General features: G+C 63.9%; 5 protein-coding genes. 1 reads left to right on the top strand and 4 read right to left on the bottom strand.

Translation table 11 applies throughout. The annotated features are described in order from the left end of the window. Nucleotides 1–549: 549 nt before the first annotated feature. A complete protein-coding gene (locus tag AC1D34_RS33780) occupies nt 550–741 on the bottom strand; it encodes a hypothetical protein (RefSeq protein ID WP_441507749.1) in 192 nt (63 codons plus the stop codon). Between the two features lie 210 nt (nt 742–951). On the opposite strand from AC1D34_RS33780, the gene ligD reads away from it, so the two are divergent. Continuing rightward, nucleotides 952–2,010 (top strand): non-homologous end-joining DNA ligase, encoded by a 1,059-nt coding sequence (gene ligD, locus AC1D34_RS33775; protein WP_476826594.1) that lies wholly within the window; start codon nt 952–954, stop codon nt 2,008–2,010. Nucleotides 2,011–2,125: 115 nt separating this feature from the next. Here the strand turns inward: ligD and AC1D34_RS33770 are convergent, their stop codons facing one another. From AC1D34_RS33770 to AC1D34_RS33760, 3 genes are all read right to left on the bottom strand, one after another. Continuing rightward, a complete protein-coding gene (locus AC1D34_RS33770; protein ID WP_476826593.1) occupies nt 2,126–2,542 on the bottom strand; it encodes a DUF1236 domain-containing protein in 417 nt (138 codons plus the stop codon). 122 nt (nt 2,543–2,664) lie between these two features. Continuing rightward, nucleotides 2,665–2,916, bottom strand: a complete 252-nt coding sequence (locus AC1D34_RS33765) for a hypothetical protein (RefSeq protein WP_476826592.1) — start codon at nt 2,914–2,916, stop codon at nt 2,665–2,667. A gap of 172 nt (nt 2,917–3,088) precedes the next feature. After that, nucleotides 3,089–5,161 (bottom strand): ATP-dependent helicase, encoded by a 2,073-nt coding sequence (locus tag AC1D34_RS33760; protein ID WP_476826591.1) that lies wholly within the window; start codon nt 5,159–5,161, stop codon nt 3,089–3,091. Nucleotides 5,162–5,225: the final 64 nt, after the last annotated feature.

Below are 5,225 nucleotides of genomic sequence, written 5' to 3'. Positions count from 1 at the left end.
GCACCGCACCACGCGACCAAAGAAGCACCGGAACCGTGATGGACGTCGGCGCGCGGCTGCACTCGTTCACGACAGAAACGGCGTCGACTTGCGGCTACAGGGAACACGTTATCGTGAGATGGTTCTGCCCTTATGCGCCCCAGGCAGATGCCCGAGTACCTGAACAGGGCTTACCCGACCGGAGCGTCGCAACGGCTCTGTCTCGTCTTCCGTTTCGTTGACGGGCTGGTCGCATTGCCCTGCCGAGCGCGCCAGGCCTTACGTGGTCATGGTGATGTCCGCAATGGCGTCTGCCGCGGCTCGTAGGCGTGGATGGCCGTTCTAAGCGCAGCGAGCTGACGATCTCGGGCGGCGCTCGGCCTGATGCCTTCCAACTGGCCAACGCGCTCACAAGCATCGCGATAGTCTTCGTGCGTACGGAGTGTCACCGTCACTGGTTCTGATCTGGAAAGGGTATCGGACATGCAAAGCACCTCCCTGTAGGGAGCAACCTAAACCTTGGAGCGCTTCCGGCAATGTCATTTGCCGGGCGGCAACCCTTGGTCGAATTCACTCCAGCCGCGTGATGATCAGCCCGGTTCTGGCGACTTCGAACCTGCGCTCGTCGACAAAGTTCACGAGCGCACCGCTATCGAGCGTGTAGGTGATGCTGCGCAGACCGGGATAAAGCCGCCAGACGATGACCGCATAATGCTTGCCGTCCTCGTCCTCACAGATCTCGCGTGACAGCTCGGTCGGCATGATGGCAGCCGGCCGGGGGCGACCATTCAGCGGCCGTCGATCGGAAGGTCGTCCGGGTTTCCGCTTGGGATGAAAAGCGCGGGGTAACGAACCCATGTCAGCACTCCCATATCACCACCATATCCTAACTGCTGAGGCGGCACGAAGTTCCACGTCGCCGGAACGAGTGCCCGCTGCCCGGCGTTTGTCTGCGGTGGAGGAGAACCCGTCATGCGCGTGCGCCAGATGTCGCGGTCCGGCCCCGGTTCGGAGGCGTTGAAGGGCACGGTCGTGTCGCCCGTTGCCATACCAGTGGAGGCCCGTCTCCCTGACGACAGCACGCAAGATGACGATCCCATGCCGCAGCATGTCGAGCCATGCCTTGCCAGTGAGGCGGCAAAGCCGCCCAAGGGGTCCAATTGGTCGTTCGAGGTGGCATGGGACGGCTACCGGCTTGCCGTTCATATCGAGCCTTCGCGCGAGGTGCGCCTGCTTGCGCGAGACGGCCGGGATTGGACGGCCCGCTTTCCCGCGATCGTGGCGGCGGCGAAGCAGATCGTCGTCGACAGTGCTATCCTTGATGGCGAGGCCGTCATCCTCGATCGGAGYGGAAAATCGGATCTCGCGGCATTGGAGCAAGCGCTCGGCGGGCGAGACGGCAAGGGCAGCGCCGAACTCGCGGTCCTGTTTGCCTTCGATCWTCTGTACCTCAATGGACAGGATCTGCGGCATCTGCCGCTCTCGCAGCGGCGCGAGGTCCTGGCCGATGCAATCGACCGCGCGTCTCCCGGTATCCTGCTCAGTGAGGACGTGATTGCCGACGGAGAAGCGTTCTACACCCTCGCCTGCAAGCTCGGCCTCGAAGGCATCATCGCAAAACGCCTTGATGCACCCTATCGCTCCGGCCGCGATGGTGACTGGCTCAAGATCAGGTGCATCCAGTCGGAGCGCTTCGTCATCATCGGATATGAGCCTTCGATCGGCTTTGGAGGAATCGGCAGGTTGCTGCTCGCTGCGGAAAAGGCCGACGGCTTGGTCTATGTCGGCGGGGTTGGCAGCGGCTTCACCGAGCTGTCCGGCGCCGCCTTGAAGGCGCGGCTCGACGCGAGACTCGTTCCGCGACCACCCCTGGCCATCCAGCGGACAGCCGCGCGCTGGGTTTCGCCCGTGCTGGTTGCCGAGATCGAATTCCGCGGCTGGACCGATGACGGCAAGCTTCGCCATGCGACTTACAAGGGCCTGCGCGACGAAGCCGGTGCTGCGAGGATCTTTCGATTCGATGATGCATAGGAGTCAGGACCGAGCCAGGGCCGGACATCGCGGACAAGGCCACGCGTTCGCCAGGCAGCAAACGGCCCGCCAACGGAAGCCGTTGGCGGGCCGAACGGTTGGACGATTGTGCTGATCACTCGATGATCTGAACGATCCTGCGGGTGCCGGGCTCGACCAGCACAGTGCGGTTATTCACGACCGTATAGCGGTACTGGGTCGCGCCATACTCGCGCGGCACTTCGCGATAGGTCACGCCCTCATTCGGGAGCACGGTGCCGACCGCGAGCGGCTCGGCATAGGTGTAGGACGGCACACGCTGCTCGACCACATAGGTCTTGAAGCGGGGGGTATTGTCGCCGACGATGCCGCCTACGACAGCGCCACCCACGCCGCCGACAACAGCACCGACCGGACCGCCGACGATCGCCCCGCCCACGGCGCCTGTCGCCGCGCCGGCAGCTGCACCACCCTGCGCGCCCTGCGGATTCTGGGCGAATGACGCGGCTGGGACGAGAATCAGGGTCGCGGCGAGAGCAAGTTTCTTCATCATCACAGATCTCCTTCGCTGAGGGTTCTGTGATCAGGAACGGGCTCGATTCCGGTTTGTTCCACCGATCGGCATCCGGACGTCGGTGTCCCGCGAGAGGCCGCCTGTGTCGCGAACGGCCGCAATCAGGTCTCGGCCTGGGTCACCCCAAGCTTGTGCCAGAGCTGTTCCCTGTCCATGCAGGAGACGTCGTAAGTGACCTGCCGGCCCTTGAATTCCGGTCGTTTTCCAAACTCCACCGTCATCGCGCGCGCGATGTCGTCGATGCGGGCTTCGCAGGCCTGCACCGTCGTGAAATCCTGTTCGCTGATCCGGGCGGCGGTGCAGGTCGCTTCGCCCGAAATGCAGGCAACGATCACCATCGTGAAGGCATCCATCGAGGCACTCCGAGTGAAATTTGAATAAGGCCAGCCATGAAGGCTGCGGTTTCATGGTTACCGAGAGCTTAAGGGACAAGCAAAATGCGGGCCTGCGCCGCGCGATCGCGCCGTCTGCCGTTGCATCGGCTTGCCCGAAAACCGCAATCCACCCGACTTTGGGGCCTATGCTTCAGCGCCACATGCTCTTGAGCCGCGCCGACACGTCAATTCTCACGCCGCTGCGGTGTTGCAGCGCGGCCTGAGCCTGCTCGATGGGCCAGGTCGCCTGCTCGAACAGGTGCAACAGAGCGTGTGGGATGAACCGTGTGCGTGCGGCGTAGACATGCCGATCCCCGCGCGCCGCCTGGCCATGGGTGAAGAAGCGCTGCGGCACGACCAGATGCAGGTCGTCTTTGGCACGCGTCATCGCGACATAGAGCAGCCTGCGCTCCTCCTCGATCTCGGCGGTTTCCCCGACGGCGAGGTCACTGGGAAGACAGCCATCCACCGTGTTCAGCACAAAGACCGACTTCCATTCCTGCCCCTTGGCGGAGTGGATGGTCGAGAGGATGAGAAAATCCTCGTCCAGCGATGGCGGCCCCGCTTCATCGCTCGTTGCGTCGGGCGGATTGAGGGTGAGCTCGGTAAGGAAGCGCTCGCGGGACGGATAGCCGGAGGCGATCTGCTCCAGCTGAACCAGATCGGCGCGACGCGTGGTGAAATCCTCGTGAATGCGCTCCAGGTGAGGGTCGTACCAGAGACGGGCCCGTTCGAGGTCTGCCGGCCAGCCTATCCCTGAGCGCAGTGCCCGGAATGTCGCAACGAAATCCGGCCAGGCGTCGCCCGTACGCGCGGGCGCCGACAGCTCCGCGAGGCCTGCTGCGAAATCATCTGCCGTGCCGGCCTGATCGAGCACGCGTTGCGCGGAGGTCGGCCCCACGCCCGGAAGCAGCTGCAGCAAGCGGAACCCGGCGACCCTGTCGCGCGGATTCTCGACGAAGCGCAGCATCGCCAGCATGTCTTTGACATGGGCGGCATCGAGGAATTTCAGCCCGCCGAACTTCTTGTAGGGAATATTGCGCCGTGTCAGCTCGACCTCCAGCGGGCCGCTGTGATGCGAGGCGCGAAAGAGCACCGCCTGCTGCTTGAGCGTGTGCCCCGCCTCCCTGTTCTCCAGCACGCGCGTCGCGACGAAGCGCGCCTGGTCGGCTTCGTCGCGAACATTGACGAGCTGGGGCTTGCCGCCCGACTGGCGGTCGGTCCAGAGGTTCTTGGTGAAGCGCTCGCGGGCGAGCTCGATCACCCCATTCGCGGCGGCCAGAATGGGCTGGTTCGAACGATAGTTCTGATCGAGCGTGACGACCTCAGCCGGCGGGCTGAAGGCCTGGGGGAAATCGAGGATGTTGCGGATCTCGGCCGCGCGGAACGAGTAGATCGATTGCGCATCATCGCCGACGACAGTGAGCCCCTGGCCATCGGGCTTGAGCGCCAGCAGGATCGAGGCCTGCAGCTTGTTGGTATCCTGATACTCGTCGACGAAGACATGGTCGAAACGTCCGCCCATCTCCGCGGCAAGGCTGGGCTCGCTTGCGGCCTGGGCCCAGCACAGCAGAAGATCGTCGTAATCAAGGACGTTCTGGGCCTGCTTGGCCTCGACATAGGCTGAAAAGAGCTGCTTCAGCTCCCCTGCCCATGATGCGCACCAGGGAAAGGAAGCACCCAGCACGGCCTCAACCGGCTCTTCGGCATTGACGCAGCGCGAATAGATCGCAAGGCAGGTGCCCTTCTTGGGAAAGCGCCCTTCCGTTTTCGAGTAGCCAAGCTCGTGACGAGCGAGGTTCATCAGGTCGGCGCTGTCCTCGCGGTCATGGATCGTGAAATGCGGATCGAGCCCAAGCTCCGGCGCGTAATCCCGGAGCAGCCTTGCTCCCACGCTGTGAAAGGTCCCGGCCCAGGTCAGCGCGTCGGTCATGACGGCAGCCCCCTCTCCCAGCACGTCGCGCGCGATGCGCTCCACCCGCCTCGCCATCTCGGCTGCAGCGCGTCGGGAGAAGGTCAGCATCATCATGCGGCGCGGGTCCGCACCGTTCAGGATCAGATGCGCGACACGATGCGCGAGCGTGTTGGTCTTGCCGGATCCCGCCCCCGCGATCACCAGCAAGGGAMCCGGCTGCGTGCCGACGCCGTGCTCGACCGCGCGGCGTTGCGCGGGGTTGAGCCTGTCGAGATAGCTTGGTGGCGCCAGCGAATCGAGAGCGAACATGTCTCATATTCGATCATTTTTCGCGTTTTGTTCGCAACGCAAAAGATCGGGAATAGGGCAGCCG

It is taken from the genome of Allobosea sp. P1_A7, assembly GCF_056406775.1.
This window is presented reverse-complemented; position numbering and strand designations above follow the sequence as displayed.

Excerpts from the sequence above, each read along its gene's own strand:
- AC1D34_RS33780 (WP_441507749.1), bottom strand. The coding sequence starts at position 741 with ATGCCGACCGAGCTGTCACGCGAGATCTGTGAGGACGAGGACGGCAAG.
- AC1D34_RS33765 (WP_476826592.1), bottom strand. The coding sequence starts at position 2,916 with ATGGATGCCTTCACGATGGTGATCGTTGCCTGCATTTCGGGCGAAGCG.
- AC1D34_RS33770 (WP_476826593.1), bottom strand. The coding sequence starts at position 2,542 with ATGATGAAGAAACTTGCTCTCGCCGCGACCCTGATTCTCGTCCCAGCC.